A 24,511-nucleotide genomic window follows, 5' to 3' on the forward strand; every position below is an offset into this window, starting at 1 on the left:
CGCAGGGGAGAGCTTTTTGCTTACTTTTTGGCGGCGCAAAAAGTGAGTCGGCTGCCGGGACGAAATCCCGGCTGGGCTTAGCCACAAAGCCAAAGCAGCGAGAAGCGTCCATCACGCGACCTTCTTCAACCGCGGATCCAGCGCATCCCGCAACCCATCCCCCATCAGATTGATCGCCAGCACCGTCACCAAAATCGTCAACCCCGGCAGCGTCACCACCCACGACGCCCGCGTGATGTAGTCCCGCGCCGCCGACAGCATCGTGCCCCACTCTGGCGTCGGCGCCTGGACGCCCAAACCGAGGAAGCCGAGCCCTGCCGTCTCCAGAATGGCGGAAGAAAAAGACAACGTCGCATTGACGATCAATGGCGCCATGCAGTTGGGCAGCACCGTGATGAACATCAGCCGCCACACGCCGGCGCCGGCCACACGGCTCGCGGTCACGTAATCCCGCCCGATCTCGGCCAGCGCCGCCGCGCGCGTCAGCCGCACATAGCCCGGCAGCGCGCCAATCGCAATGGCGATCACCGTGTTGACAAGACCTGGCCCCAGGATGGTGATGACGCAGATGGCCAGCAGCAGGGCCGGCAGCGCCAGCACGATGTCCATCACCCGCATGATGGCCGGCGACAGGAAGCGCTGGAAGAACGCCGCCAGCAGTCCCAGCAGCACGCCCGGCAGCAGCGACATCAGCACGGACGCCAGGCCGATGCCCAGCGACACCCGGCCGCCGTGCAGCAAACGGCTCAGCATGTCGCGGCCCAGCTCGTCGGTGCCGAGCAGGAAGCGCGTGTTGCCGCCTTCGGCCCAGACCGGTGGCGTCAGCATGAAGTCGCGGTACTGCTCGATGGGGTCATGCGGCGCGATCAGCGGTGCGAGCAGCGAGGCCAGCGCGATGAGCGCGAAGACGATCAGCGCGATGAAGGCGCCGTGGTTCGCGGTGAAGCCCTGCCAGAACTCGCGCAGCGGGCTGGGCGGCTCTAGTGGCCGGTCAAGCACGGCGCTCAATGCCCACCCCCACGAATCCGCGGATTCACCACGCCATACAGCACATCCACGATCAAGTTCACCCCGATGAACGTCAGCGCCGAGATCAGGATGCCCGCCTGCACCACCGGGTAGTCGCGCCGCCCGATCGAGTCGATCAGCCACTTGCCGATGCCGGGCCACGAGAAGATGGTTTCGGTGAGTACCGCGCCGGCCAGCAGGCTCCCGGTCTGCAGGCCCACCACCGTCAGCACCGGGATCAGCGCGTTGCGCAGCGCATGCACGACGACCACGCGCGTCGGCGACAGGCCCTTGGCGCGGGCCGTGCGTACATAGTCCTCGCGCAGCACCTCGAGCATGGACGAGCGGGTCATGCGCGCCACCACGGCCAGCGTGCTCGTGCCCAGCACCAAGGCCGGCAGCACCAGATGCATCAGCGCCGATTTGAACGCGCCTTCTTCGTCCGACAGCGCCGCGTCGATGAGCATGAAGCCGGTCACCCGCGCCGGGTCGAACTCGATGCCGATGCGGCCGGACACCGGCGTCCAACCGAGGTTGACCGAGAAGAACATGATGAGGATCAGACCCCACCAGAACACCGGCATGGAGTAGCCCACCGTGGCCAGCCCCATGACGCCCTGATCCAGCAGCGAGCCGCGCTTCAAGCCCGCGCTGACGCCGAGCACCAGCCCAAGGACGACCGCGAACAACAGCGCCGCGGTGGCCAGCTCCACCGTCGCCGGGAACAGTGCCTGGAACTCCTTGCTGACCGGCTCGCGGCTCACCAGGCTCTGGCCCAGGTCGCCCTTCAACAGCTTGCCGACATAGTCCGCGTACTGCACCGGCAGCGGCTGGTCCAGGCCCATGCGCTTGACGAGCATGGCGTGGGCCTCCGGGTCCAGCCGGCGCTCGCCCATCATGACTTCGATGGGGTCGCCGGGCACCAGGCGGATCAGCCCGAACGCGACCAGCGTGATGCCGATCAGCGTCGGCACCAGTGTGGCCAGGCGTTTGAGCAGGAAGGCGAGCATCCGCTGTGTTTACCAGCGTGAGGTGTAGGGGCGGGTTTCGCCTTCGGCGGCGCCGGCCACGCGCATTGCGCTGGGCGTGGACGCCACCTCGATGAGCGCCGCCGTCTCGGCGTCGACCACGCCGGAGATGTCGCGCGGCCGGTACTTCATCTGGAAGGTCGCGACGACTTCCTTCGTCATCACGTCCATCTGCCCCGAGCGCGACACGTTGTAGCCGATGCGCGCCAGCCGCTCCTGCAGCCAGCCCACGTCGCGCGGCGCCACCTCGTGCTCCAGCATCTTGACCATCACCAGCGGGCCGTCGGGCCAGGGGATGAGGCCGGCATCGGCGAACTGCTTCCAGGGGAAGGTGGGGCCGGGGTCCTGCTTGCGGCCGGGGGCGATGTCGGCGTGGCCGATGATGCGCTCGGGCTTGACGTTATGGCGCTGCTTGATGTCGCGCACCAGCGCGATGACCTCGTCGATCTGTGCCTGCGGGAAGGGCGCGTAGACGCGCCCGCCGGGGCCGTCCACGTAGCCCGCGTTGACGATCTCGATGCCGATGGAGGCCGAATTGATGTTGGTATTGCCGGCCCAGAAGCTGGCGCCGGCATGCCAGGCGCGGCGGTTCTCGTCAACGAGGGCATAGCTGGCCACCGGGTTGTCGCGCACCAGGTAGTGGGCCGACACCTGGCCGCCGGTCGTCAGCACCTTGAGCGACTTCTCCCAGTCCAGCACGGTGTAGTGCAGCACGATGTACAGCGCCCGGCTGTCCTCGTTCTTCGAGGTGTAGCTGCGGTCGATGCGCGGCGCGCGCACGGCCAGCGACGGAGCGGCGGGGGCAGCGGTGGTGCCAGGTGCCTGAGCGGGCGCGCGAGGCGCTACAGGCACAGGCGGCGTGGCGCAGGCGGCCAGCAGCAGGGCTGCGGCGGCCACGAAAGCGCGGGAGAGGAACGACGTCATGCCCGGATTGTTGCAGCGCACCTGGGATGCCGTCTCCGGACGAGCCCGCAGCAGGCATGTCGGAGGGCGATGTGGGTATGAGTGCAGGTGATGGCCGGCGTCAACGGGCGAGCGGCAGCCGCGGCTCCAGCTCCTGCCGCGCGGCGGGTTCTGACGCGTAGCGCTGCAATGCGGCCAGCAGCACGGGCGCGTCGATGCCGTAGACCGTGCTCATGATGGCGAAGTCCGCGCCGAAGCTGCCACGGGACCGGCCCATCTGCTTGAGCAAGCGGGGCCTGTGCGTGGCGGGCTGGACCTCGACCGCGTCCAGGTCGACGCGCACCAGCACGACGGGGTTGTTGTGCATGTCGGCCCGCGCCAGGCCGGTGATGGCGCCCCAGGGGACGACGGCCTTGCCGTGCCGATTGCCGAAGGTGAGGGCGGCCGGGTCGAACTGGATGTAGCTGGTGCACAGCAGGCCCGACACCAGGCCCAGCAGCATCACCGCGCCCACGGCCACCAGCAGCCAGCCCAGCCCGACCTGTATCGCTTTGGATGTGAAGGCCACATGGGTGATGCCGACGGCGAGCAAGGCGCCAGTCAGCAAGCCCATGCGCGCACGGGATTGCCGGACAGGCACGCCGCCCGTGACGGAGGCCGTCATTGCCACCTGGCGCAACGCGCGCCGCTTGCGCAGGATGACGCTGACGGCATGCGTAAAGCACAGCCCGAAGAACACCAGCGTGACGATGCCGGTGTTGAAATTCCTGGGAAGGATCAGCAGGCCGCCCAGCGTCAAAACGCCGCCGATGACGGCCAGCGCCCAGTCCTGCAAGCTGATGCGGTCGAGTGGGGACGCGTCGTCTTGAGCCATGCGCTGCGTTGTGCCCGGGTGTCAGGCCGTCAGGCCGGGATCGGCGGCAGCTCCGGCGCGTCCAGCCCTGCGAACGGGTCGGCCCAGGCCGGCAGCGCCATCAACCGCGCATGCCACGCGGCCAGGGCGGGGTAGTCGCCCAGCGGCAGCCGGGCCACGTCGTTGTACGGCAGGAAGACGCCCATGCGGAAGTCGGCGTAGGAGAGGCCGCTCGCGAGCAGCCAGTCCTGGCGGCTCAGGTGCGCGTCGAGGATGGCGGCCGTGGCGTGGAAGCGGTCGACGCCGCGCGCCACGGTGGCTTCGTCCAGAGCACCCAGCCGGTAGCGCTGCTTGGTGCCGCGCTCGAAGTGCACCATGTCGCAGGCATGCATGAAGTTGTCGCGCGCCCAGCTGACCCAGCGGATCATGTCCGGCAGCTCCGCGCCCGTGCGCCAGAACTCCGAGCCGACGAGCTGCGACAGCCGGCAGGCGATGGCGTCCGCCTCCCAGAGCGAGCCACCCGCCTCGGCCAGGATGGGCAGGCGCAGCGAGGGGTTCAGCGGCCGAAACTTTTCGTCCTCGCCCGGCGCCAGCGGCGCGGCGAACTCGTAGGTTACCGGCGCGTTCAGGTGCTTTGCCGTCGCGACGGCCAGGCGTGGATTGGGGTTGCGGGAGAAGTAGAGGATGGGCGTCATGGCCAGGCTTCGTCGGGAGGGGCGAGATGCAAGCTATTTCGGCGACTGCGGGGCGGCTGGCGGATTGCGCTGCTCGGCCGCGATGCTCAGCAGATATTCTTTGAACGACGACAGATCGTCCTTGGCTTCGGAGGCATTCAGTTGTGCCAGGTAGGCAGACGCTTGAGCGTCCTTGCCGAGCCGCCGGTTGTATTCGCTCAGCAGGTAGAGGCTTTCCAGCCGCTGGCCCGCTTCCGTTGCTTTGGCCAGCCGGGCCTCGATCAACGGCAGCGCCTTGCGCACGTAGCCCAGGCTGACGTCCGGGCTCTCGCGGGTCTCGAATGCCATCAGCCGATAGAAGTGCGCCCAGAAGGCGTCGTCCATGCCTCGTGCGGCGTAGACCTTCTCCGCCCAGCCGAGGCGCGCCAGGCGTGACTTCAATGGCGTCTTGCGATCGAAGTTGGCTTTCAGCCAGACCGCTAGCGGGGCGACCTGTGCGGGCGTCAATTGCTCGAAGTCGCCTCCAAAGGCGATGTAGCCCGACTTGGGGTTGAACCACAGCCAGTTGCTGTCGGTGTGGGGCCAGAACACCTGGTCTGACTTCTCCGGCCACTGGTAGATGTAGCTGCCCGAGGACATGGGCTCGCTGACGCTGATGCGGGCCTTGGATACCGGGTCGGTGGCCTGACTCGGCGCCCAGGTGGTGGCATACGACGGCGTCGCCGCCACAGCCAGCAGCGCGGCCGTCGCCAGCGTCATCAGCAATCTCATGAACCCCTCTTGTGGCGTCGCGCGTCCCCAGGGTTTCGGGGTCAAGGCGCGCAGGCAATCTAGCAGCTGGCGTGCCGGCCGCGGATGGTGAAAGCCCGTTAGCGACGGCGCGCGGTGACGCGCTTCGGTGCGCCTGAGGCTGCGGCTTCAACTGCCTGCAGCGGCGCCAGTGCGGCCAGCGTGTCGAGCTGAGTCAGCAGGCGTTGCAGATAGTCGGGCGACAGGCCTTGCAGCTGCTGCAGCGCGCGGCTCACCAGCACCTGGCTGTTCAGCGGGCCGAGGTGCTCGGGCACCGGCGCGCTGACCTCGGCCATGCGGCGTGTGAGGCGCAGCGCGCTCCAGGTGCGGCGGTGCAGTTGCACGTTGCGCAGCTCGGGGCCGGCGCCCGGCTGAAGGCGCGCCACCAGCTCGGCCAGCGGGCTGGCCGATGCGGGCGTGCGTGGCGATGATGCTGGAGCTGTGGCTGTGGCCGGCGCGGATGAATGAGCCTGCGCGCGCTCCACCAAGCGGGCCACCAGTCGCTCGCGCAACGCGCCGGGCGGCTGGCGCGCAGCGCGGCGGGCCAGGCCCTCCAGCACGCGGCGGCTGACCGGGTCGGATGCCGGCTGCGCCTGCAGCCAGGCCTGCGGGTCGTCGAGGGCGTTCATCACGGTGCCGACGCCGCAGCGCGCCTGGGCCGAGGCGTGGGTGCGATCTCGACGCGGCGGTTCAGCGCACGGCCCGAGGCCTCGTCGTTGGACGCCACCGGCTGCTGCGGCCCGAAGGCGGCGGCGAACACGGCATCGGGCGGCAGGCCCTCGGCCATCAGCGCGCGAGCCACGTTGAGCGCGCGCTGGGCTGACAGCTCCCAGTTGTCCGCAAACTTCGGCGCGCCCTTGCCAGTCATCAGCCCACGGTCATCGGTGAAGCCGCTGACCATCAGGATCTCGTCACGCTGCGCGAGGTAGGTGCGCAGCGGCACGGCCAGGCTCCTGATCAGCGCGCGGCCGTCGGCGTGCAACTGGTCCGAGCCGATGGCGAACAGCACCGCGCCGCTGATGCCGATGCGGCCTTCCACCAGCGTGATGCGCCCATCCGCCAGCGGCCCGGCCAGAGCGCGCTCCAGCGCCTCGCGGCGGGCCTGCTCGGCCTGGCGCTGGGCCACCTCGGCTTCCAGCTTGTTGGCCAGGTCCAGCTGGCCCACCAGCGCGGCGGCCAGCACCAGCACGAAGGCACCCAGCACGCCGGCCATCAGATCGCCGAATGCGGCCCAGGCGGGCGCGCTAATCCCTTCATCGCGGCCCTCCTGCTCCATCTCCAACTGTTCATCCATTTGCAGCCGCCGTGGTCTGCAGCGCGTCCAACACGGCTTTTTGCGATCCCAGGCACAGGTCGATCACTTCGCGCGCCTGCGCCACGTAATAGCCCAGTTGCTCGTCGCTGCGCGTCATCGCACTGCCCAAGCGTTCCTCCAGCGCGGCCAGGTGCTGCACCAGTTGCGCGTTGGCGCCCTGGAACTGCTCCACCGCCGCGCCAAAGCCCTCGCCCAAGCTGCCCATCTCGGCGGCGCTCGCGGCGATGGTGGTGGCGGCATCGGCGAGCGCCAGGCCGGTCGCATCGGCCTGCGCCGTGAAGCGCTGGCCCAGGGCTTCGAGCTGGGTCGCCGAACTGCCCACGAGTGCGTCGACCTGGGACGCCGCGCCGCCGACCAGCGCGTCGATGGCCGCGCGCTGCTCACCCGCCGCCTGCTGCAGCGAGGCCAGCAGCGTCGACACGGTCTGCATCAGCTCGGCGCGCTCGGCCAGCGCGGCGCGGTCCTGGGCCTGGCTCTGCGCCAGTTGCTCGCGCAGCGCGGCCACCACTTCGACGGCGGCGCGCGGTGCCTCACCGGCCGCCTTCAGCAGCGCGCCGGCCTCGGTCAGCGTCGTCTGCGCCTGGGCCTCGTTCTGGGCGACGAGATCGCGCGTGTTGCGCAGCAGGCCGTCTGCCAGCTGCTGCTGTTGGGCCAGCTGGGCGGCGCCTGCGGCCTGCAGCTCGCTGCGCCAGGCGGCCAGGCGCTCGGCATCGTGGCTGGCGTGGGCGGACTGCAGCTGGCCGTGCGCCTCGGCCAGCGCGGCGATGGCGGCCTGTGTCTGCGTGGCAAAGCGGCCTGTCAGCTCGGCCAACGCATCCTGCGCGCGCTGGCCACTCGCGGCCAGCAGTTGCTGCGCGGCCTCGCGCTGGGCGGCCAACAGCTTTTCGTTGGCGACGCGTTGCTCCACGAGTGCCAGGCTTTCAGCGCGGGCTTCCTCGCGTTGCTGGGCGGCCCACTCGGCCTGCAGCGTCGCGTGGCGGGTCTGCATGTCGGCCATGCGGTCGAGCAGGTCTTTCGTCTGCGCCGCAAAGCCGGTGGTCAGCTCCGCTTGCGCCTGCTGACTGCGGGCGGCGCTGTCGGCCAGCAACTGTTGTGCGGCTTCGCGCTGGGCGGCCAGCAGTTGCTCGTTGGCGGCGCGTTGGCGGGCCAGCGCTTCGGCCTCGGCCAGCGCTTCGGCGCGGCGCTGCGCGTCTCGCTCGGCCTGGGCGGCCTGCTGGCGGGCCTGCGCCTCGGCCAAGCGGTCCAGCAGCTCTTGCGTCTGCGCGGCAAAGCGGTCGGCCGTCTGGGCAATGCTCTGCTGGGCGGCGGCGCGTTGCTCGGCCAGCGCGTCCACCTGGCTCTGCAGCGCGGCGGCGCGGGCGACGTCGGCCTCGGCCTGTGCCGCCAGCAGCGCCTGCGCCTGGCTGGCCCAGCGCTCGCCCAGGCGGTCGACGGCCTGTTGCGTGGCGGCGCCGGTGTCGGCCATCAGCTGCAGCGCGGCCTCGCGCTGCTGGGCCAGGCCTTCGCCTTGCGCGCGCGCGGCGGCTTCGCCTTGCTGCGCGATCTGCGCGGCGCCGGCCTCGAAGCGCGTGCTCAGCGCCGCAAGCTGCTCGCCCACCTGCTTGCCAACGCGCTCATGCAGCGCGCCGGCCTCCCGGGCGATGCCGGCCATCGCGGCCTCGGCGGCGGGCTGGATGGCGGCGCCCGCTTGCGCGACGCTCTCGGCCAAGCTGGTTCGCAATGTGGCGTCCACGCTGGCGGCCAGCGCGGTGTAGGCCTTGTGCGTCTCGCCGTGGAATTGCGCGTTCTGCGCGGCGAGCTGGTCGGCCATCGCTTTAGCGAACTTCTGCAGCTGGGCGACGAGTTCCAGCTGGTTCTGCTGTGCGGCTTCAGTGGCCGCAGCATCGGCGGCCTGCTGCTCGGCGGCGCGGCGGTGCGCCGCCGTCAGCGGGCGCAGGCGGCCCAGCAGGGCCACGTCCAGCCGGGCGGCCACGGCGGCGCGCTCGCGGCGGGCCAGCGCCACCATCAGGCCCAGCATGGCCGAGCCCGTCACGCCGGCCACGCTGGCGCTGAAGGCCAGGCCCAGGCCCTGCACCGGCGCGCCGAGGGCATTGCGCAGCGCGGCGAGGTCGGCCGTCTGGCCCAGCGCGCTGGCCGTGCTGCTCAGCGTGATGACCAGGCCGATGAAGGTACCCAGCATGCCCAGCAGCACCAGCAGGCCGGCCAGGGCCGGCGCCAGCGCCAGGCCGGGCAGGGCCACGCGCAGGCCATCCAGACGCTGCTGCACGGCGGCGCGCAGCGGAGCCGGCACGCTGCCAGCCCAGGCATCGGTCGGCTCGGCGTTCAGCGCCGTGTCGAGCTCGCGGCCAGCGCGACGGAAGGCCTGCAACTCCAGCGCGCCCAGCACGAAGAAGGCCGCGATCAGCAGCGTCATCGCCAGTGCCACCGGGTGGTGGCGGGCGGCGGCCAGCGCGGCGCCGGCAATGCCCGCCAGGCCGGCGGCCAGGGCGAGGGGGTAGAGGGCGTTCAGGAAACGGTTCATCAGGGATCAGTGGGGTTCAGCGCCTCAAGGGATTCCATAAGGCCTTGCACCGGTTGCAATCGGAGGTCGAGTTCGGCCCGCAGCGCGCGTTGCAGGTCGGCCCAGAAGCGTTGGCGCCAGCGGCGCGGGTCGGCGGCGTGATGGGCCTCGGCCCGTTTCGTCAGCAGCGCGGGCAGGCCGGTGAGGGCCTGGCGCTCCTGCACGGCGACGGCGCGCTCGAACACCGCATCCAGCTGCGCCAGGCGCGCCAGCGGGCCGGAGGCCTCGGCCAGCCGGGGCCGCAGCAGTTCACGCAGCGTGGCGATGCGGGTGGCCATGCTGCGCTGCTGCTGGGTGTGGTGCAGGCGGTAGGGCGCCAGCAGGTCGGCCAGCGGCACGCCTTCGGGCGAGGGCTCGGCCGAGTCCGAGGCCAGCAGCGCGTCGTCGAAGGCAGCGGTCAGGTCGGCCAGCAGGCGGTCCAGTGCAGCGGCGGCCCATTCCCGCGCCTCGTGGCGGGCGGCCGTGTTGTCTTCGGCTGTGGGCGCCGTGGCCAGCAATTGCGCCAGGCCGATGGCCTCCGCCCAGCCCAGCCAGCCGCCCAGCCGCTCGGCCACCGGCGCCGTGCGCACCGGCGCCACGCCCCATTGCAGCAGCAACCGGGCCAGGGGCTCGGGTGCAAAAGGCTGCGTCGTGGTGTCTGACATGGAGGCGCCGTGCCCTTGCGGGCGCGCGAGGAAAAAGGGCGAGAGTTTAGTGAACCTCGGCCGACAGGACCCTTCGGCATCGCCGGCGGCGCCCGGCGCAGAATCCCGCGACCCCTCAGTCATGACGCCGCGCATGCCCGCTCCCGCCTCTATCGACGCCGACACCGAACTGCGCAACCACTGCGACCGCTGGCTGAACGGCCACCGGCCGCTGCGATCCATGCGCGAGTCGCTGCTGGCCCTTGCCGACCTGCCGGAGGCTGCGCTGCCGCTGGACGTCTACGGCCAGGGCCCGGCCCTCCAGGCGCTGGAGGCCGAGGTGGCCGCGCTGCTGGGCAAGCCGGCCGCGCGCTTCATGCACAAGGGCGTGGCGGCGCAGCTGGCGGCCTTGCGCGTGCACTGCGGCGCGGGCGACGGCCCGGTGGCGCTGCACCCTCAGAGCCATATCGCGATCGACGAGGCCGAGGCGTTCGAGAAGCTGATGGGCTTGCGCGGGCTGCGCGTCGGCGGCACCGACCGCCCGTCCAACATCGAGGACCTGATGGCCGAGCCCGAGCACCCGGCCGTCGTCACTGTGGAGCTGCCGCTGCGTCGCGGCGGCTACGTGCTTCCCGAGTGGGAAGACCTCGTCATCCTCAGCAACTGGTGCCGCACGGTGGGCGTGCCGCTGCACTTCGACGGCGCCCGGCTCTGGGAGGCGGCGGCCCAATACGGCCGGCCTTTGCACGAGATCGCCGCGCTGGCCGACTCGGTCTATGTGTCCTTCTACAAGGGCCTGGGCGGCCTGGCCGGCTGCGTGCTGGCCGGTAGCGATGACTTCATCGCCCAGGTGGCGCCCTGGCAGACCCGCCTGGCCGGCAATGTCTTCACGCTGCACCCCTTCGTGCTGAGCGCGATGCACGGCCTGCGCACGCAGCTGCCGCGCATGCCCGGCTACCGCGAGCGTGCCCGGGCGTTGGCACAGCAGCTGGCCGCCCAGCCCGGCTGGCGGGTGGCGCCCGAGGTGCCGCAGGTCAACGCCTTCCAGCTGCACCTGCCCGTGGCGCCTGAGCGGCTGCGCGACGCGCTGCTCGAGGTCGCGCGCCGCGACGGCTTCTGGCTGGGCGCGCGAGCGGCTGCGTCGCACCTCATGGCAGGCGGCGCGATGGTCGAGGTGGTCATCGGCGACGCGGCAGATGGCTGGGCCGATGCCGAGGCCGTCAGCGCGCTGCAGCGGGCGGTCGCGCAGGCGTCGACCTGATCAGGCCGGCGGCCCGTTGACGAAGGCCGCCACGTCTTCCAGCACCGGCGCCAGCCAGCGCAGCGGCGCACCGAAGGCGCCGATCATCGTCACGTGGCTGGCACGGTCGTAGAACTTCAGCGTCACCGGCACGCCCAGCGATTGCAGCTTGGTGGCCAGGGCCTGTGTGTTGCGTTGCGGGTCCACCAGCTTGTCGGTGGCGGCCGCGCCCAGGAAGCTGCGCGGCGCGCCCCGGCTGGCGTGCTGCAGCGGCTGGGTGCCGGGCGGGTAGTCGGGGTGGAAGAACACCGGCTGCGCGTCGGGGTTCTCGATGGGCAGGAAGTCATACGGCCCGGCCAGGCCGATGAAGCCGGCCAGCTCGCGCGGCGAACGGCCTGCGGCCTTCAGCCAGCGCGGGTCCAGCGCCAGCATGGCGGCGTTGTAGGCGCCGGCACTGTGGCCCATGACGAACACGCGCTGCGGGTTGCCGCCCAGCCGGTCGGCGTGCGTCAGCGCCCAGGCGAGTGCCAGGGCGCTGTCCTTCAGGAATTCGGGATAGCGCACCTCGGGATAGAGGCGGTAGTCGGCCACCATCGTCAGGATGCCGCGCGAGGCCAGCGCCTCGCCGACGAAGGCGAAGTCGGCGCGCTCGCCTTTGTTCCAGGAGCCGCCGTAGAAGAACACCACGACCGGCCAGCCGCCACGCGGCGCGGCGCGGGCCGGGCGGTACACGTCCACCAGCTGGCGCGCGCCGGGGCCGTAGGACGCGCCCTTGCTCACCGTGTGCGTGTTGCTGGAAGCCAGCGCGTTCAGCACCTTCACCGGCGCGCAGGCCACCAGCACGCTCGCCAGCGCGACCGCGGCGAGCAGGACGAGGCCAAGCTTGGGCAGGTTCATGACGGCCCTACGCCGCCCGGGCCGCGCTGGATGCGACCCGCAAGGACAATCGGCCGCCAGGGCATGCCGTGGCGACCGATTGGGGGCCCGATGAGCTTGAGTTCAACGGGCTGAACGAAGGATGAAGGGCTTGAAAGGCCGCGAGGCCTTACCTACGACCCGAACCACCGCCGCCAGGAGGCGGGCCGGAGCGGCGCTCCAGATGGCGGAAGGTGATGCGGCCCTTGCTCAGGTCATAGGGCGACATCTCCAGCGACACGTTGTCGCCGGCCAGGATGCGGATGTGATGCTTGCGCATCTTGCCGCCGGTGTAGGCGATGACCTGATGGCCATTCGTCAACGTCACACGAAAACGCGAGTCGGGCAGGACTTCGTGGACAACGCCCTGCATTTCGATCAGTTCTTCTTTGGCCAAGTGTTGGGCTCCGTTGCGAGAAATTAGACGGGAGGCCGAGCACGAGGCCGTGCCGGCGACGATTGCGGCCGGTCAAGGCCGCGCGTGGTCAGTGGCAATGCGCCCAGGCCAGACCTTCGGCCCGGGCGTAGCGCAAGGCTGCCGTCGAGCTGGGAAAGTGCGGCGTGAATTGCATCACGCGGTCCACGCTGGCCATACCCTGGCCGGACCGGATCGACACGAGGGCGTCATAGCCGCCGTCGTTGCGAGCCTGCGTCATGGGCGAGACGACATAGCGCCCCACCTCGATATTGTTGTTCTTCTTCTGCATGTTCTTGTTCTTGATTGCGCCGCAGCGGGCCGCGTGCGGCCGCTACGGTTTGGGCGCCGGGTGGCGCCCGGGGTTGCTCAAAGCGAGCGGATGTTCGAGGCCTGCAGACCCTTGGGGCCTTGCTTGGTCTCGAATTCCACCTTGGCGCCTTCGGCCAGCGAGCGGAAGCCGCCGGCGTTCTTGATTTCGCTGTGGTGGGCGAACAGGTCCTTGCCGCCGCCGTCAGGCGTGATGAAGCCGAAGCCCTTGCCGTCGTCGAACCACTTCACGGTGCCGATTTCTGTAGTCATGGTGTTTCCTTTTGGGATTTTGGAATGGAAGAACACTCCGCCGGCAACATGCCATGCGGAGACAGAAACACTCAAGAACACTCACCGGGAGTTGCTGAAGCGAGCCGCTCGCGAGAACGGGCCAGGGGATGGCCAGCGGGGCTGCAGATAAGACCTTGAGAAAACGGTCTTGTGCGAATCTATGGGGGGATTTTACACGCCAAGTGCCACCTTGCGCCAGAGCGGGCCTTGCGCATGGCCCGCATGTCCGGTAGTAAGTCATCGTGGCGCGCCTTGAGCGCCCCCGGCAGCGGCGCTCAAAGCTGCGTGCGCAAGGTCCTGGCCAGCATTTCCCAGAACCGTTCCGACCAGGGGCGCTGCCGCCACTCTTGCAGCGTGATGCGGCGGGCCTTGGCCCAGTCTGCGTCGAACACGGCTTGCTGCTCGCGGCCGAAATCGGCGTTCAGCACATTCAGGTTCGCCTCGTCGTTGAGGCGGAACGAGCGGTTGTCGAAGTTGGTGGAGCCCACCGACGCGAAGATGCCGTCCACCACCAGGCCCTTCACATGGAACATCGTCCGCTGGTACTCGGCGAACTCGATGCCGGCTTCGAGCATCGGGCCCCAGCTGCTGCGCGAGGCCTTGCGCACGGTTTCCGAGTCGATGTGGCTGCTTGGCGTCAGTATGCGGATCTTCACGCCGCGGCGCGCCGCGTCCACCAGCGTCTGGATCGTCAGGTCGTCGGGCACGAAATAGGAGTTCGCCAGCGCGATGGTCTTGCGCGCGGCCGTGATGGACAGCATGTACATCAGCTGCATGCTCTCGCTGCCGCCAGTCGGCGAACTGCTGAACATCTGCGCCGTGTACGGCCCCACCGGCTTCAGCGCGGGGAAATAGGCCTCGCCATGCAGCACCTCGCCCGTGGCGCGCATCCAGTTGTCCAGGAACACCGACTGCATCTGCGCCACCACCGGCCCGGCGACGCGGTAGTGCGTGTCCCGCCACTCGTTCTCGTTGCGCGCATTGCCGCGCCACTGGTCGGCGATGCCCACGCCGCCCGTGAAGCCGACGCGGCCGTCCACCACCAGCAGCTTGCGGTGGGTGCGGTTGTTCAGTCGGCCCCAATGCTTCCAGCGCGGCTCGTGGAAGCGCTCGCAGGCCACGCCGGCCGCCTTCATCTCGTCCAGCATCGCCTGGTCCATCTTGATGCTGCCGACCCAGTCCAGCAGCACGTTCACCTTGACGCCGGCCTTGGCGCGCTCCGTCAGCGCGTCGACGAACTCCCGGCCGATGCTGCCGGACCAGTAGATATAGGTCTCGAAGTTCACCGTCGCCTTTGCGGAGCGGATGGCCGCGAGCATGGACGGAAAGATCTCGTCGCCGTTGCGCAGCGTCTGCACCTCGTTGCCCTCCACCAGCGGCGGGCCGAGCAACGAGCCCAGCGCGCGCCTGAATTCGGCGTCATCGGTTTCGTACAGCTTGGGCAGTTTCCGGTCGATCTTCGTTTCGTGGGTCGACAGGTTCTGGAACAGCAGCACGCCCAGCAACGTCGCCACGACCGTCGCCAGGATCACGCCCCAAGTGGAAGTCTTTGCCGCCTTCATGATGTTGTCCTGCGCGCGTGCCGAAGTCGGCCGCAGGCATCGTAGGCAGCGCCGGGCCCGGCTGGCGTAGGTCGGTGCCGCGACCTCGCAGCCTCGCCCTTATGCTGCGCCGCGCCGCGCAGCCCTCGGCCGCAACCCACTGCGGCACATCCGCTGGCGGCCAGGGAGAGACATGACCATCAAAGACCTCATGATCGGCGGCGCAGCAGGGGCGGCGCTGGCCGTCCTCGGCACGCTCTACTTCGGTGGCGCCACGGCCACCCCGACCGCCGCAGCGGTCAAGCCGCCTGATGTTGCGGCGCCGGCTGCTCCTTCGACCTCAGCCTCGCTGGTGGCCAGCGGCGCGGCGTCGGCCGGCAGCATTGCCGCGCCGGCCGTCACCACGGCCAGCGTCGCGCCGGGCTTGGCGTGCCCGCCACCGGCTGCTGCGGTCGATCCGCGCAAGGCCGCCTCCGCTGCGGCGCCCGCCGCTGCCGCACGCGTCGACGTGCCGGCCGTCGCACTGTCGGCCGAGCACGCCAAGATGCTGCTCAGCCCGGACGACCAGCCACCGTCATTGCCCGAACTGCACGCCCGCTTCGCCGGCGAGCCGCTGGACCCGGCCTGGTCGCAGCAGATGGAGGCGCAGCTGCGCCAGGCGCTTCAGGACGCCGGCGTGCAGAAGGGCTTCGAGTTGCTGGCCGTTGAATGCCGCCGCACGCTGTGCGAGCTGCGGCTGTTCGGCACCTGGCCGGAGGCCGGGCAGCGCTGGGGCGCCATCTCTGGCCAGCTCAGCCAGCAAGCCTGGTGGGGGCAGAACTTCGGCGGCGTCAGTTCGTCCACCACCGGGCTCAACGACCGCTCGGTCATTGCCACCATCCTGCATCGCGCGAAACGCTGAGCGGCGCGTCAGCGCGCCACCAGGTCCGAAACGATCTGTGCGGCCAGCTGCTGGCTGGCCGACGTCAGGCTGGTGTCGACGAAATCGCTGCCCGGGTCCAGCCACACGGCCAGGGGGCTGTAGGCGCTGAGATAGGTGTACTCCTTGGTGCGCCAGCGCCGCTCCGTGCCCGCCGTGGCCGGCGTGTCCACGACGACGGTCACCAGCACCGAACAGCGGATCTGCTCGTCGCGCGTGCTCATCAGGCGCAGGTCCTGCACCTGGATGCTGATGCGGTTGCCGGTCGCTGCGCCGTCCACTGTCCAGTACTTGCGGGCCCGCGTCGTCACGTTGCTGTCGATCTCGGCCACCAGGTTGTGCGAGCGCGCCACGGCAGCCAGCCGGTCGCGCAGCTGGGTCGCCTTCTCGTCGCCCAGCATGCCGGTCACGCCCACCACCGCGCCCGCGGTGCCGCCGGCCAGCATGCCCGTGAGCGCGCCCACCGGCACGCACAGCAGGGCCAGCGGCCCGCACGTCAGGCCCCACAGCCCGCCGGCCAACGCGCCGCCGCTGCCGCCGCCACTCACGCTGCTGCCCAAGGATTCATTGCTGATGTCCAGCTTGCCGCCGCCCTGCGGGCTGGCCGCCACGGCAATGGCGACGGCCTCGCCGTTGGCAATGACCGGCATGCGCGGCGCACCGGCGCAGGCGCTCAGCAGCAGTACGGCCAGGCCGAGGGCAGACAGTCTCTGAACTTGCATGCGGCGCCTTTCGAGCGGTGCCCGCGCCGGTTCGGCGCGCTTTGCGGCCGCATTCTGCGCGACGCCTGCGCCTGCGCCTGCGCCGCGCTCAGCCTTTCGCCATCGGCTGCCACTTGAAGAAGGTCGCCGAGCGCCACAGCCATTCGACCGGGCCGTAGTGGAAGCGGCCCAGCCACCAGCGGCTGAAGGCGATCTGGAACGCAAAGATGCCGAAGCAGATCAGTACGTTCACGGCCGGCGAGGTCTTGGCGAACAGGGCCAGGCCGAAGCTGTAGAAGATCAGCAGGCCGAAGAGCGTCTGGGTCAGGTAGGACGTCAGCGCCATCTTGCCGATGTCGGCCAGCGGCGCCAGGCGCCGGGCCCAGTTCGGCCTGGCCATCAGCAGGGCGATGCCGCTGATGTAGAACACCGTGCAGGCGGCGTTGTAGAGGTCGATGGGGAATTCGGCGGCCCAGTAGGCCCAGCCCTTGTCTTCCAGCTTCACGGAGAGGGCCATGGCGGTGCCGACGATCACCAGGCCCAGCACCAGGCTGACGAGCATGAGCTGCCAGGAGCGCTTGAAGACGGCCTTGAACGTGGGCAGGGCGGCCTTGTCAAACCAGCCGAGCCGCCCGACGAGCATGCCGAGCAGGAAGAAGCCGAAGGTGATCCACAGCCGGCCGCTGGTGAGCTGGTAGTCGACCTTGGCGCCGATGGCGTGCAGGTTGCCCCACAGCATGTCGACGAAGCCGCTGTTCTTGACGAACTCGAAGTAGGCGGCGCTCTCCTTCGCGTAGTCGCCGGCGATGAAATCGACCTTGCCGGTGCGCAGCAGCGCCATCAGCTCGAACACCTTGGTCGGCAGGTTCAGCACCAGCACGATGCCCAGCACCAGCAGCGCCTTGTTGCTGAGATGACGCGCAAAGATCAGCAGGAAGCCCAGCGGCACGTAGACGGACAGGATGTCGCCCCGCCACAGCAGGTGATGCACGGCAGCGATCAGCCCCAGCACCGCCAGCCGCCAGCCGAAGCGCAGCGCCACGTTGTCGCCGCGCCGGGCGAGGCTGTTGATCTGGATGGTGAAGCTCAGCCCGAACAGGAACGAAAAGACCGAGAAGAACTTGCCCATGACCAGCAGGACATTCGCGCCGAAGGCGATGCCGGTCGGGATGGTCTGGAACTTCGCGAACAGGTCCTGCGGCAGCGGGCCCGCCGTGTACCAGGCAATCATGTGGGCATAGAGGATGCCGAACAGCGCAAAGCCGCGGAGCACGTCGACGGTGATCAGGCGCTCGTGGGGCGGCGGGGCGAGGTGGGGTGTCGTGGCCATGGCGTTCCGAGGGGGCAGTGGGCTTGAGGGCGGGCGCTTGGACGGTCAGCGCCCGGTCCGGCGGCACCGTAGCACCGCGGGTTGCGCTGTCCAAAGCCGCGTCTGACGATCTGCAGAACGGCGGGGACGAGCTGCAGATGCGCGGCCGCCACGCCAGCGGCGCACCTCGTCAGGGCGGGTGTGCAGACTCCCGGGCAAGCGCCCCAGCAGCCGCTTGGCGCGGCGCTGCGGCCCGGCTCAGCGGAACAGCCGCTGCGCGAAGTGGAAGAGGTTCTCCGCCCAGCTGTCGCGGTCGTGGCCGTACTCGTCCACGTTCCAGATGTGCGGGATGCCGCGCGCCTTCAGCGCGCGGTGCACACCCTGCGAGACGTTGATCAGCCCGTCCTTGTTGCCGCAGGACAGGTAGAGCAGCGCCAGCTGGCGCCGTGCGGCTTCGGGCTCGGGCAGCAGTTGATCGGCGGGCTTCGTGTTGGGCGCCGACGAGAAGCCGCCCACCCAGGCGAAGCTGTCGAGGTGGGCCAGGCCAAAGTTCAGCGCCTGGCCGCCGCCCATCGACAGCCCGGCCAGCGCCCGGTGCTGCCGGTCGCTCGCGACGGCGTACTTCGCGTCGATGGCCGGAATCAGGAACTCCAGCAGGTCCCGCTCGAACTTCGCGAACCCGGCGGCGTTTTCCGGCGTGAACACCTTGTCCGCTGGCGGCGTGCGGTCGTCCGCCAGCGCGCGGCCGTTGGGCATCACGACGATCATCGGCAGCGCCTTGCCTGCGGCGATCAGGTTGTCGAGCACCGCAGGCGCACGCACGTAGCCGCGCCACTCGTGCTCATTGCCGCCGATGCCGTGCAGCAGATACAGCACGGGGTAGCGCTTCTCGGCCGAGTAACCCGCCGGCAGGTAGACGCTGGCCTTGCGTTGCGTGCCGGTCACGCCGGAGGCATAGCTGAATTCCTCGACGCGCCCGGCGGCCACACCGGCGCGGGCATCGGCAAAACCGGCCGGCGGCGCGGGCAAGGCGCGCACGTCGTCGGCCGCCAGCGTGATGGGGCGGGCGAAGTTGGCGCGCGCCCTGTCGGGGGTGGCCTCTTCGACGGCCTGCGCTGCGCAGGCGGCGGACAGGGTCAGCAGGGCGAGGGCGATGAGGGAGTGGGTGCGTTGCATGGGATGGGTGGTGGGTCGGGTCGGCGTGATCATCCCTTGGACTGCCCAACGCGGGCGACCCCGAACCCGGTAAGCCCGGTGGCCGCCCGCGCGACGCCGCGCTATCGTGCGCGCCACCGCTCAGAGCCCCCCTCGGACCGCACGATGAAACAACGCCTTGCCGCCTTCGCCCTGCACCTCGCCGCCCTCTGTGCCGGCCTCCTCGCCAGCGCCAGCCACGCCGAGGAAGACCGCGCCGCACCGCGTCGCTACCTCAACGCCGTGTTTGCGGAGCACGTGCGCCACGGCAACCTGGTGTTTGCCGAGAACGTGAACAACCTGGACGGCAAGGTCGAAAAGCTGACGATGCGCGTCTTCGAGCCCAAGGGCGACACGGCCGCCAAGCGCCCGCTGCTCGTCCTCACGCCCGGCGGCGGCTTCGTTCGCACCGACGACACCTGGATGGACGACTTCGGCGAGGAGCTGGCGCGCGCCGGCTACGTGGTGGCCGTCAACCGCTATCGGCTCTCCAGCGACATCAACTCCCAGGCCAGGTTCTATGACGCCCTCTTCAAAGCCATGTCGGACCAGAAGGCCGTCATCCGCTATTTCGTCAAGGACGCCGCCGGCCCCAACCGCTTCAAGGTCGACGTGGACAACATCTTCATCGGCGGCCATTCCGCCGGCGCCATCACCTCGATGTACACGGCCTACCTGGACGCCCGCAGCAAGCTGCCCGATATGGGCGGCGCCGCGCTCAAGGCCAACGGCGGCCTGGAGGGCAGCACCAGTAAGGAGCCGCTCAAGTTCAAGGTGCGCGGTGTGATCAACCTCTCTGGCGCGGTAGGCGGCAGCGATCTCGACATGCTTGAGGCCAACGAGCCCGCCCTGCTCAGCATCCACGGCGACAAGGACGATGTGGTGCCGTTGGCCTCGAACGGCGGGATGCATGGCTCCGCCACCCTTCACAAGCGCGCCGTGTCGCTGGGCCTCAAGAGCGTGCTGCAAGTCGTTGAGGGCGGTGACCACATCGACCCCGCCGACCCCAAGCGCTGCCCCGAGTGCCTGCCGCTCATCAAACGGTTCATGTTCACCACAATGGCGCGCGGGCAGTAATTCAATCGATGACCATGAAATATTGTCTGCGTAGTTTTCTGGTTCTTGGTATCGCGGGATTCCTGAACATCGCGCCCGCCTTTGCGGCCAACCCGTTGATCATGGATCAGTTCACTGCTGACCCAACGGCACGGGTATTCGAAGGCAGGATCTATGTCTATCCGTCGCACGACATCAAGGCACCGCCAGATTACAAAGGAAAACCTGACTGGTTCGTCATGCCGGATTACCACGTGTTCTCCTCCGAGAATCTCACGGACTGGAAAGATCACGGCATGATCATTTCGCAAACCGGCGTGGATTGGGTTGACCCCACGGCCTATGCGATGTGGGCGCCGGATTGCGTCTACAAGGATGGCAAATATTATTTCTACTTCCCGGCCATCGCCAAGAAGGACGGCAACGCCAAGGCTGAAGGCGATAAAGACCGCCCAGAGTTCAGAATCGGCGTCGCAGTGGCAGACAAACCCGCTGGGCCGTTCAAGCCGCTGTCGACATACATCCAGGGCGTGAAGGGAATCGACCCCAACGTGCTGATCGACAAGGACGGCACCGCCTACCTGTATTACTCCGCAGGGAAGATCTATGTCGCCAAGCTGAAACCCAACATGACGGAGATTGACGGCGAGCCGATGGTCATCGACAACCTGCCCCAAAAAGGATTGATCGAAGGTCCCTTCGTCTTTGAGCGCAACGGCATCTACTACCTGACTTATCCGCACGTGGCGAACAAGATCGAACGGCTCGAATATGCGATGGGCCCCTCACCTCTGGGGCCGTTCAAACACGCCGGCGTCATACTTGATGAATCCGAGACCGGTTGCTGGACGGTGCACCATTCCATTCTCGATTGGCAAGGGCAGTCCTATCTGTTCTATCACGACAGGGATCTCTCGCCCGCCTTCGACAAGAACCGATCAATTCGCGCCGACAAACTGTTCTTCAATGCCGACGGCACCATCCAGAAAGTGATACCGACGCTGCGCGGTGTCGGGTTGGTGAATGCCGAGAGCGAGATTCAGATTGACCGCTACAGCGCGAAGAGTCCCCAAGGCATCGCAATTTCTTTTCTTGAAGAATCCAATCCTCATGCCGGATGGAAGACCACATTCGGCACCGAAAAATCATGGGTGCAATTCAACGATGTCGATTTCGGTCGCGGTGCGCAGAAATCAATCAAGGTGCTCGCCAAGGCAGGCGGCGCAAGCACACTCGATATCCATCTCGACAGCCCGGATGGGCCCTTGCTGGGTCGGGTGAAGATTGACAAGACCAGCGGCTGGCAAATGACCAACGCGATCGCCCAGAAACTTCCAAAGGGCGTGCGCAACATCGTGATCACCCAACCGGGCGGCCATGCCGTCGAGGTGGATTGGGTGAGTTTTCGATAGATTCATCGCAGGCCGCGCCACGGCATCAGCAGCAATGCCGGGCGAGCCGGTCCCGGCCGCCGCCGGCCGCGCTCAATAGCCGGTGATCAGCATCGGCGTGGGGCGCACGAACGGCACCGCGTCCTTCTTCCAGTCGCCCGTACCGCTGTAGCTGTCCTCGGTGTACACAAGCGTCGAAACGCCGGACTTCAATTCGCGTTTCACGACCACGTGCACCTTCGGGTTGTCCAGCCGGTCGCCCACTTGCCAAAGCACGCCTGCCGCGTCGAACTTGCCGCTCACATACGGCCTGACGTTCGCCGGCAATGCGGCGAAGGGGCCTTCGTCGACGACGGTCTTGGGACGGCGTGTCGGCGGCTGTTGCGGGTGCCGCTCGTCATGCCGTCGGGCGGCGTGCGCGGCTGGCGGTGCAACCCATGCCGGCAGATTTGCCGTTTGTCGCACGGCGCCGGCAGCAACGCGAGGGCGCCCATACAAGCGCGGCCTTGTCTTGTACTGATGGACCGAGCCGATGCCCTTCATTTCCCTGTTCTCCCGCCACGCCGCGCCGCTGTTGTTGGCCCTGCCCGCCCTCTGGGCGGCGGGCGCCGCGCTGGCCGCCCCGCCGATCGAGCTGACGCGACTGCATGGCCAGGCGGTGGAGCTGCGCCGCGTGCCGCCCGATGCACTCCCGGCCGCGGGCACCATCGTGTTCGAGAACGGCCTGCGCGGCGACCTGGAAGGCTGGGTCGCCGTCATCGACGGGCTGGCGCCCGCCACGCGCCAGGGCTGGGCCTTGTTCGCCTACAACCGCCCGGGCACCGGGCGCAGCGAGGCGACCGAGCGCCCGCGCGATGGCCAGCAGGTGGTGGCGGATCTGCGCGAACTGCTCCGCCAGCACGACCTGAAGCCGCCTTTCCTGCTGGTGGGCCATTCGCTGGGGGGCCTCTATCAGCAGCTGTTCGCACGCACCTTTCCCGGCGAAGTGCGCGGGCTGGTGCTGGTGGATTCGGTCTACCCGGGCGTCATCAAGAAGCCCGAGGACTTTCCGTTCTACGCCCGCATCGGCAAGAGCCTGCTCATGAGCCGCATGGAGGCCCGCGAGGCCGAGGCCATCCATGCCACGGGCGAGCAGGTGCTGGCGCTGCCCTGGCCGGCGCAGATACCCGTGGAGCGGCTCGTCAACGTGCCCAAGTCACCCGGCGCGATCGGCATCGATCTCGGCGTGATCAACCTCGACGAGGCCACCGCCGCACGCGTGCGGGCCATGTACCCCGGCGCCCGCACCACGGTGCTGGACTCCAGCCACCAGATCCAGAAGACCAGCCCCGAGGCGGTGGTGCGGGCGGTGATGGACCTGATCGGCCCGGCCGCCCCCGCAGCCCGCGTCGCCGCGCGCGTCACGGCGGGCGGCGTGAGCCAGGTGTCCAGCCGGTAGTGCGGCGCCGGAATCAGCGATGCGAGTTTGTAGGTTGGGGTGAGCTTGCGAACCCCAAATATTGGACTGCTGCGTCCGTTGGGGTTCACGTTGTTCACCCCAACCTACGACCTCCGCCGGCGCTGACAGCCAGCGCCCGTGAAAACCGTCTCAGCCCCCCGACTTGTCCGGGTTGCGCCAGGCCCGCTCGAAGGGCAGTCGCCACGCGTGCGGGGCGATGAGCTGGTGGACGGACTTCGGGCCCCAGCTGCCCGGTTCGTACAGGCGCACGGGTGGCGGCGAGTCCCGCAGGGGGCTCGATACCTCCCACAGGCGCTCGATGCCTTCGGCGGTACAGAACAGCGTGTGGTCGCCCTTCATGGCGTCGAGGATCAGGCGTTCATAGGCCTCCAGCACCTCGTCCGCCAGGCCGGTGTCGTGCATGGCGAATTGGAGGCTCAGCTTGTCGAGCCGCATGCCGGGGCCGGGGCGCTTGCCGTAGAAGCTGAGGCTCATCTTGCTGGCGTCGGCGAGGTCGAAGGTCAGGTGGTCGGGCCCCTGGGCGCCAACGCCGCTGCCGGGCGGGAACATGCTCTTGGGCGGCTCGCGGAAGGCGATGGAGATGATGCGCTGGCCCTCCGCCATGCGCTTGCCGGTGCGCAGGAAGAAGGGCACGCCCGCCCAGCGCCAGTTGTCGATGAAGCACTTCAGCGCAATGAAGGTTTCGGTTTCGCTCTGCGGGTCCACGCCCGGCTCGGCGCGGTAGCCGCTGTACTGGCCACGCACCACGTCGGCGGGCTGGATGGGCAGCATGCTGCGAAAGACCTTGTTCTTCTCCTCGCTGATGGGCGCCGGCTCCAGCGAGGTGGGCGGCTCCATGGCCATGAAGCCGAGGATCTGGAAGAGGTGCGTCACCACCATGTCGCGGTAGGCGCCGGTCTGCTCGTATAACGCACTGCGCTGCCCGAGGCCCAGCGTCTCGGGCACGTCGATCTGCACGTGGTCGATGAAGTTGCGGTTCCAGATCGGCTCGAACAGCCCGTTGGCAAAGCGGAAGGCCAGGATGTTCTGTGCCGGCTCCTTGCCCAGGAAGTGGTCGATGCGGAAGACCTGGTCTTCGGCAAACACCTCGTGCACGGCGCGATTGAGCTTCACGGCACTGGCCAGGTCCGTCCCGAAGGGCTTTTCCATCACCACCCGCGCATTCGCCACCAGGCCGGCTTCGCCCAGCACCTTCACGGCCGAGAGGGCCGCGTTGGGTGGCACGCTCAGGTAATGCAGGCGTTCGTTTTGGCCGCCAATGGCGGCTTCGGCGCGCGCGGCGGCCTCGGCCAGGGCGGCGGGGCCAGCGGCGAGCGGCACGTACTCCAGCCGCGCGGCAAACGCGGCCCAGTCGGCGTCACTCACCGGGCGATTGAAGAACTCCGCCAGGGCCTGCCGCGTCAGCGCGCCAAAGGCGGCGGTGTCGATGTCATCCAGCGAGATGCCGATGATCCGGTAGTCCGGCAGGAAGCCCGCCGTGCACAGGTGGAAGAGCCCCGGCAGCAGCTTGCGCTTGGCCAGGTCGCCGGTGGCGCCGAACAGCACCACCAGCTGAGGTAAGCGCGGGCCAACGCCGGGGGGAATCTTTGCCATGTTTGAGGTGCTCATGCGGTCAGCTGTAACGCTGGAAGGGCTAGCAAAGATTGAACCATCGGGCGGCTGGGCGCAGCCGGGAGCAGGTGCGGGTCTCAAATCTAAATCCGGCGAGCCCATTCTGCGGTGGGGCAGGGAATGGCAGCACCTCGGGAGGGTTTGGTTTTTTTAGACCTGACCCCGAACCTCGTGGTGCCGCAGGGCTCCGCCACCCTCCATAAGCGCGCCCTGTCGCTGGGCATCAAGAGCGTGCTCCAAGTCGTCGAGGGCCGCGACCACATCGGCTCCGCCGACCCCAAGCGCGGCCCTGCGTGCCTGCCGCTGATCAGGCGGTTCATGTTCACCACCATGTAGCACTTTCGGTAGGCCTGATTCCCAAATTCGTAAATTTCGGGGTCAAGATTTAAGGAAGTGCGCAGCAG

The 24,511-nt window shown here is 68.8% G+C and carries 26 protein-coding genes; 6 read left to right on the forward strand and 20 right to left on the reverse strand.

The window, feature by feature from the left end; genetic code table 11:
* Positions 1-111: 111 nt before the first annotated feature.
* The 10 genes from AC0IZJ_RS26300 to AC0IZJ_RS26345 form a co-directional block, all read right to left on the reverse strand.
* Complete coding sequence (locus tag AC0IZJ_RS26300; RefSeq protein WP_471854876.1) at positions 112-1,008, reverse strand: ABC transporter permease subunit; 897 nt, start codon at positions 1,006-1,008, stop codon at positions 112-114.
* Positions 1,005-2,018 carry an ABC transporter permease gene (locus AC0IZJ_RS26305; RefSeq protein ID WP_471854878.1) on the reverse strand — a complete coding sequence of 338 codons (1,014 nt, stop codon included), beginning with the start codon at positions 2,016-2,018 and terminating at the stop codon, positions 1,005-1,007. Before AC0IZJ_RS26305 ends, AC0IZJ_RS26300 begins: the two co-directional genes overlap by 4 nt.
* Positions 2,019-2,027: 9 nt before the next feature.
* A complete protein-coding gene (locus AC0IZJ_RS26310) occupies positions 2,028-2,960 on the reverse strand; it encodes an N-acetylmuramoyl-L-alanine amidase (protein ID WP_471854880.1) in 933 nt (310 codons plus the stop codon).
* Between the two features lie 100 nt (positions 2,961-3,060).
* Positions 3,061-3,813 carry a hypothetical protein gene (locus AC0IZJ_RS26315; RefSeq protein WP_471854882.1) on the reverse strand — a complete coding sequence of 251 codons (753 nt, stop codon included), beginning with the start codon at positions 3,811-3,813 and terminating at the stop codon, positions 3,061-3,063.
* A gap of 29 nt (positions 3,814-3,842) precedes the next feature.
* Positions 3,843-4,487 carry a glutathione S-transferase family protein gene (locus tag AC0IZJ_RS26320; protein ID WP_471854883.1) on the reverse strand — a complete coding sequence of 215 codons (645 nt, stop codon included), beginning with the start codon at positions 4,485-4,487 and terminating at the stop codon, positions 3,843-3,845.
* A 33-nt stretch (positions 4,488-4,520) separates the two neighbouring features.
* Entirely contained in the window at positions 4,521-5,237 is a 717-nt protein-coding gene (locus AC0IZJ_RS26325; protein WP_471854885.1) for a hypothetical protein, read from the reverse strand.
* Between the two features lie 98 nt (positions 5,238-5,335).
* Complete coding sequence (locus tag AC0IZJ_RS26330; RefSeq protein WP_471854886.1) at positions 5,336-5,884, reverse strand: DUF2894 domain-containing protein; 549 nt, start codon at positions 5,882-5,884, stop codon at positions 5,336-5,338.
* Complete coding sequence (locus tag AC0IZJ_RS26335) at positions 5,884-6,549, reverse strand: OmpA family protein (RefSeq protein WP_471854887.1); 666 nt, start codon at positions 6,547-6,549, stop codon at positions 5,884-5,886. The genes AC0IZJ_RS26330 and AC0IZJ_RS26335 overlap by 1 nt, the downstream gene beginning before the upstream one ends.
* Positions 6,542-9,091 (reverse strand): DUF802 domain-containing protein, encoded by a 2,550-nt coding sequence (locus AC0IZJ_RS26340; RefSeq protein ID WP_471854889.1) that lies wholly within the window; start codon positions 9,089-9,091, stop codon positions 6,542-6,544. Before AC0IZJ_RS26340 ends, AC0IZJ_RS26335 begins: the two co-directional genes overlap by 8 nt.
* On the reverse strand, positions 9,091-9,774 hold the full coding sequence (locus AC0IZJ_RS26345) for a DUF3348 family protein (protein WP_471854891.1): 684 nt from the start codon (positions 9,772-9,774) through the stop codon (positions 9,091-9,093). Before AC0IZJ_RS26345 ends, AC0IZJ_RS26340 begins: the two co-directional genes overlap by 1 nt.
* A gap of 133 nt (positions 9,775-9,907) precedes the next feature.
* Between AC0IZJ_RS26345 and AC0IZJ_RS26350 the strand changes: the two genes are divergently transcribed.
* Entirely contained in the window at positions 9,908-11,014 is a 1,107-nt protein-coding gene (locus tag AC0IZJ_RS26350) for a threonine aldolase family protein (protein WP_471854892.1), read from the forward strand.
* Here AC0IZJ_RS26350 and AC0IZJ_RS26355 read toward each other — a convergent pair whose 3' ends face one another.
* The 5 genes from AC0IZJ_RS26355 to AC0IZJ_RS26375 all read right to left on the reverse strand — a co-directional run bounded on the left by AC0IZJ_RS26355 (position 11,015) and on the right by AC0IZJ_RS26375 (position 14,488).
* On the reverse strand, positions 11,015-11,890 hold the full coding sequence (locus AC0IZJ_RS26355) for an alpha/beta hydrolase (protein ID WP_471854893.1): 876 nt from the start codon (positions 11,888-11,890) through the stop codon (positions 11,015-11,017).
* Positions 11,891-12,038: 148 nt separating this feature from the next.
* Entirely contained in the window at positions 12,039-12,305 is a 267-nt protein-coding gene (gene infA, locus AC0IZJ_RS26360; protein ID WP_457418465.1) for a translation initiation factor IF-1, read from the reverse strand.
* Positions 12,306-12,393: 88 nt separating this feature from the next.
* Positions 12,394-12,615 carry a hypothetical protein gene (locus tag AC0IZJ_RS26365; RefSeq protein WP_471854895.1) on the reverse strand — a complete coding sequence of 74 codons (222 nt, stop codon included), beginning with the start codon at positions 12,613-12,615 and terminating at the stop codon, positions 12,394-12,396.
* A gap of 77 nt (positions 12,616-12,692) precedes the next feature.
* Positions 12,693-12,905, reverse strand: coding sequence for a cold-shock protein (locus AC0IZJ_RS26370; RefSeq protein WP_348013578.1), 213 nt, complete (start codon positions 12,903-12,905; stop codon positions 12,693-12,695).
* 296 nt (positions 12,906-13,201) lie between these two features.
* Complete coding sequence (locus tag AC0IZJ_RS26375) at positions 13,202-14,488, reverse strand: phospholipase D-like domain-containing protein (RefSeq protein ID WP_471854897.1); 1,287 nt, start codon at positions 14,486-14,488, stop codon at positions 13,202-13,204.
* A gap of 172 nt (positions 14,489-14,660) precedes the next feature.
* Between AC0IZJ_RS26375 and AC0IZJ_RS26380 the strand changes: the two genes are divergently transcribed.
* On the forward strand, positions 14,661-15,368 hold the full coding sequence (locus tag AC0IZJ_RS26380) for a hypothetical protein (RefSeq protein ID WP_471854899.1): 708 nt from the start codon (positions 14,661-14,663) through the stop codon (positions 15,366-15,368).
* 8 nt (positions 15,369-15,376) lie between these two features.
* Here AC0IZJ_RS26380 and AC0IZJ_RS26385 read toward each other — a convergent pair whose 3' ends face one another.
* The 3 genes from AC0IZJ_RS26385 to AC0IZJ_RS26395 form a co-directional block, all read right to left on the reverse strand.
* Positions 15,377-16,108 (reverse strand): hypothetical protein, encoded by a 732-nt coding sequence (locus AC0IZJ_RS26385; protein ID WP_471854901.1) that lies wholly within the window; start codon positions 16,106-16,108, stop codon positions 15,377-15,379.
* 88 nt (positions 16,109-16,196) lie between these two features.
* On the reverse strand, positions 16,197-17,417 hold the full coding sequence (locus tag AC0IZJ_RS26390) for a DUF418 domain-containing protein (protein WP_471854903.1): 1,221 nt from the start codon (positions 17,415-17,417) through the stop codon (positions 16,197-16,199).
* 237 nt (positions 17,418-17,654) lie between these two features.
* Positions 17,655-18,572: an alpha/beta hydrolase gene (locus tag AC0IZJ_RS26395; RefSeq protein WP_471854904.1), complete on the reverse strand. Its 918-nt coding sequence runs from the start codon at positions 18,570-18,572 to the stop codon at positions 17,655-17,657.
* Positions 18,573-18,716: 144 nt separating this feature from the next.
* Here AC0IZJ_RS26395 and AC0IZJ_RS26400 point away from each other — a divergent pair, with 144 nt between their 5' ends.
* Entirely contained in the window at positions 18,717-19,667 is a 951-nt protein-coding gene (locus AC0IZJ_RS26400; protein WP_471854906.1) for an alpha/beta hydrolase, read from the forward strand.
* Between the two features lie 14 nt (positions 19,668-19,681).
* Complete coding sequence (locus tag AC0IZJ_RS26405; protein ID WP_471854908.1) at positions 19,682-21,058, forward strand: family 43 glycosylhydrolase; 1,377 nt, start codon at positions 19,682-19,684, stop codon at positions 21,056-21,058.
* 72 nt (positions 21,059-21,130) lie between these two features.
* Here the strand turns inward: AC0IZJ_RS26405 and AC0IZJ_RS26410 are convergent, their stop codons facing one another.
* Positions 21,131-21,580: a hypothetical protein gene (locus AC0IZJ_RS26410; protein WP_471854909.1), complete on the reverse strand. Its 450-nt coding sequence runs from the start codon at positions 21,578-21,580 to the stop codon at positions 21,131-21,133.
* On the opposite strand from AC0IZJ_RS26410, the gene AC0IZJ_RS26415 reads away from it, so the two are divergent.
* Positions 21,570-22,475, forward strand: coding sequence for an alpha/beta fold hydrolase (locus AC0IZJ_RS26415; protein WP_471854911.1), 906 nt, complete (start codon positions 21,570-21,572; stop codon positions 22,473-22,475). The two genes, AC0IZJ_RS26410 and AC0IZJ_RS26415, sit on opposite strands and share 11 nt — an antisense overlap.
* Positions 22,476-22,625: 150 nt before the next feature.
* On the opposite strand, the gene zwf is transcribed toward AC0IZJ_RS26415, so the two are convergent.
* Positions 22,626-24,089 (reverse strand): glucose-6-phosphate dehydrogenase, encoded by a 1,464-nt coding sequence (gene zwf / locus AC0IZJ_RS26420; RefSeq protein WP_471854913.1) that lies wholly within the window; start codon positions 24,087-24,089, stop codon positions 22,626-22,628.
* Between the two features lie 138 nt (positions 24,090-24,227).
* On the opposite strand from zwf, the gene AC0IZJ_RS26425 reads away from it, so the two are divergent.
* Positions 24,228-24,443 carry a hypothetical protein gene (locus AC0IZJ_RS26425; RefSeq protein ID WP_471854915.1) on the forward strand — a complete coding sequence of 72 codons (216 nt, stop codon included), beginning with the start codon at positions 24,228-24,230 and terminating at the stop codon, positions 24,441-24,443.
* Positions 24,444-24,511 lie beyond the last annotated feature (68 nt).

Source organism: Roseateles sp. AC306, from assembly GCF_979253795.1.